The organism is Acidisphaera rubrifaciens HS-AP3 (assembly GCF_000964365.1).
Classification (GTDB): domain Bacteria; phylum Pseudomonadota; class Alphaproteobacteria; order Acetobacterales; family Acetobacteraceae; genus Acidisphaera; species Acidisphaera rubrifaciens.
On sequence record NZ_BANB01000376.1, the window covers coordinates 1 to 3,384 of the forward strand.

The 3,384-nt window shown below is 65.5% G+C and carries 3 protein-coding genes; all 3 read right to left on the reverse strand.

The window, feature by feature from the left end; all coding sequences use genetic code 11:
• Nucleotides 1–901: 901 nt before the first annotated feature.
• Nucleotides 902–1,834, reverse strand: coding sequence for a sterol desaturase family protein (locus B8460_RS11340; RefSeq protein WP_048861709.1), 933 nt, complete (start codon nt 1,832–1,834; stop codon nt 902–904).
• 55 nt (nt 1,835–1,889) lie between these two features.
• Nucleotides 1,890–2,855, reverse strand: coding sequence for a YncE family protein (locus tag B8460_RS11345; RefSeq protein ID WP_048861710.1), 966 nt, complete (start codon nt 2,853–2,855; stop codon nt 1,890–1,892).
• A partial coding sequence (locus B8460_RS11350; RefSeq protein ID WP_048861711.1) for an O-antigen ligase family protein occupies nt 2,852–3,384 on the reverse strand: 533 nt, incomplete at its 5' end. The genes B8460_RS11350 and B8460_RS11345, both read right to left, overlap by 4 nt.

Genomic DNA, 3,384 nt, shown 5'->3' on the forward strand with positions numbered 1-3,384 from the left:
GGGCGGCCGGCAGGCGGGTGAACATTTCCAGCCGCGGATCGTCGGGCCGTGTCAGAGACAGGCCGGGCGCAAGTTCGGCGGCAAGAAAGGCAGCCTCTGGCTGCCCTTTGATGAAGCTCATGGCGAGACCTCATGGCTGACGGATACGGACGGGTGGGGGTGCTTCGGCGGCAGATGGGCCCCCGCGGGGCCCGTGGAGCACGGCCGGTCAGACAAACGCGGCAGGCAACAAAGATACGACGAGGCAAGCCGCGACCGGATCGAAGTCACGCGACCGCCAATCCCCCCGGATGACGGCCCTGCCATAAGGATACGACTTCGCAACATTCACCTCGTGTGCAGTGGTCTTTAACGATAATCCTAACTATTTAATGATGTTCGTATCATGGTTACCTTCGTTACCTCATTTATGTCGGTTCTGACACCCATCTCGGTAGTGCCTTCCCACGGCGAATTGTGCAATACAACCGGCGCTCCACAAACCGTACAGCTTCAACTGTGCAGTGTCTGCGCGATACCACTCACGGTAGCGTGAGTGATAACATCAAAAAATAGATTAGTTATTTGAGCGTTAATCTATTATTACCAACTGTGCGCGCCACATCTTCGGAATTGAAACGTGTCTCCGGGCCGGGACGGTGTCCCAGCCGACGCTCACATCTTCGGCAGACAAGCGCAGTCGCCATGACAGTGCGCAATGGCGGCGTCACATTAAGGTTCGAGCTGCCCCGATTCGTCGCCGCCGTGGCGTCGCTTATATTTCGCCTGACGACACAACACGAAAAAAACCGAATAATTGATATGAAGTCGCAACGAACGATCGGCGGACAGGAAACGTTGTCTTCGCCTCAATAGCTTACGGCATGATGTGAGCACGCGGTCATAGCCGCGCTTACTGGCGTCAGGCGCCGGAGAGAATGCTGCGGGCGAGACTCCGCAGACCAGCCCATTGCTGCGCGGCATAGCTGCCTGTCGCCAGCCGCTCGTCTCCGCCGGGGACACCCGTCGCCACATAGGTGCGGCCGAAATCGGCGGTGCTGAACAGCATGTCCCACCAGGGCAGGATCGCGCCATAGTTGCAGCTGCGCTGCCCCGCCGCGAGCACGCCGTGATGGGCCCGGTGAAACCGCGGCGAAATCAGCAGCCGGTCGCCCAGCCAGCCGAAACTCACCCGCGCATTGGCGTGGCTCAGGCTTTCAAGAAAGCGCAGGACAAGGACGAGAAGCGGGAACTGCAGCGGCGGGATCCCGATCATCAGCCCCACCACCAGGAACCAGCCCGCGGAAATGATGTCGTCGAGCAGGTGATTCCGGTCGTCGGACCAGAAGGTCATCTGCCGCTGCGCATGATGCAGCGCATGCAGCGACCACCACCAGCGGAACCGGTGACTGAGCCGATGCCGCCAGTAATCGGCGAAATCGAGGATCGGCACGTACAGGCAGAACGTCACCACCGGGTGACCCAGCAAGGGCGGGAACAGCCGCTCCAGCATCGGCGCGACATAGCCGTGATCGGCCAGCCACCCCGTCATTATGACCTGCAGCTTGTAGAACAGCACGAAGGTCACGAGCGGCAGGATGCCGACACGGGAGATGAAGGTGTAGAGCACGTCGGTCAGCACCGCCCGCGCGTCCGGCCACCGCTCCACCGGCCGCCAGCGCTCCAGCGGCAGACAGACCGCGTAGGTGAGCGCCATCTGCACCACGCCGTAGACCGCGATGAGGGCCCACCCGTAGCTGATATCCTCCCATTCCATGAGCCCGGTGGCGTAGAGCAGCGGAATCAGCGCGTGCTCCTGCAGCCAGCCGGCCACCAGATCGAACGGATAGGTCATGGGCGGAGCCTAAACCTCGCGCGCCGTGGGAACCAGTCCCGCCAGCACGCTGACTTCATTCAGCACGGGCATTCAAAAAGATGCCGTGCGGCGACCGTCCCACCGCGATCGTGCTGATCGAACCGGTCTGCGGGTTCAGCACCGCCACCTTCTGCGCCCAGCGCTCGGTGATCCACAGCATCCCGTCGGGCGCGAAGTCGATGCAGTCCGGGCCGCCGGTGATACGGTAGCTGCGCACCTTCTCCAGCGTCCGGGCGTCGAGCGCGACCGTCGTGCCGTCGACGCGGTTATTGACGTAGATCAGCTTCCCGTCGGGTGACAGGAACAGCTGATGCGCCCCGCGGCCGGTATGGATGCGCCGGATCACGTGCCCGTCCACCGGATCGACCACCGCCACGTCGTCGGCCCCCATGTCGGCCACCAGCACCTGCCCCTCGTGCCACATCACGCCCGCCGGCGTGCGCCCCACCGGCACCTCCCACCGCACCTGCATGTGCGTGAGGTCGATCGCCGCCAGCCGGTCGGTCCCCTGCAGCGAGACGAACACCATGGAGCTGTCCGGCGCATAGGCCAGGTGGCTCGGCATCGAGGCGAGCGGGAAGCGCTTGAGCAGCTTCATCGTCGCCGCGTCGTAGACATCGACCTGATTGCGGGCGAGGCCGTTGACGGTCAGGAACCGGCCGTTCGGGCTGAACCCGAGCTGATACGGATCGGCGATCGGCAGGGTGTGTTGCACCGCGCCGGTCCCGGGATCGAGGAACAGCATCTGATTGCCGGCCGAATCGCCGACCAGCAGGCTGCGGCCATCGGGGCTGAGCGCCACGTGGTGCGGCTCGCGCAGGACGGGGATGCGGCGGATTTCTGTCCGGCTGCTCATGTCCACCACGCTGATGGACGCCCCGGCCGAATTGACCACCAGCGCGATGCCGTGCGCCGCGGCCGGACGGCCGAGGCAGCAGGCCAGCGCCAGGACCGCGAGCATCCGCGACGCGGAAAAAAGTGGGACGGTCGGGCGCTTCATCCGGTCTCTCCGCGGGCCAGCGACCCGGCGCCGCCGGCAAAGGCGGCCGACACCCAGGCGAACAGGACGCTGGCGGTGGTGGCGATCAGCACGTTGTCTGTATAGGCATGGACGGCGATGCCCGCCATGACCAGCCGCAGCAGTCGCCGCTCCGTGACCGGCAGCCGGCGCGTGTGCCACCAGGTCCACAGGACGAAGCTGCCGACCAGGAGCACGAGCCCGAGCCACCCGCCCTCGACCCCGATGCGTAGATATTCGTTGTGCGCGGCATTCGTGCCCAGCAGGCGCGCCAGCGGGGCATCGACGGGGACCAGCTCCTTCCCCGCCCCCACGCCCCAGCCGACCCAGGGCGACGCATCCCACGCCGCGCTGAAATAGGGCCACATCAGGTCGCGGCCCGACAGCCCGCCGGCATCCCCGCGCAGCACCTCCAGGATACGGACCGCCCCGCTCACCTCCGACAGCAGCACCAGCCCCAGCAGGCCGGCCGCCGCGGCCAGCGCCGCGCCCGCGCGCGACCGCGCGCCGA

Coding starts and splice junctions, on each gene's coding strand:
- B8460_RS11340 (WP_048861709.1), bottom strand. CDS start 1,834: ATGACCTATCCGTTCGATCTGGTGGCCGGCTGGCTGCAGGAGCACGCG.
- B8460_RS11345 (WP_048861710.1), bottom strand. CDS start 2,855: ATGAAGCGCCCGACCGTCCCACTTTTTTCCGCGTCGCGGATGCTCGCG.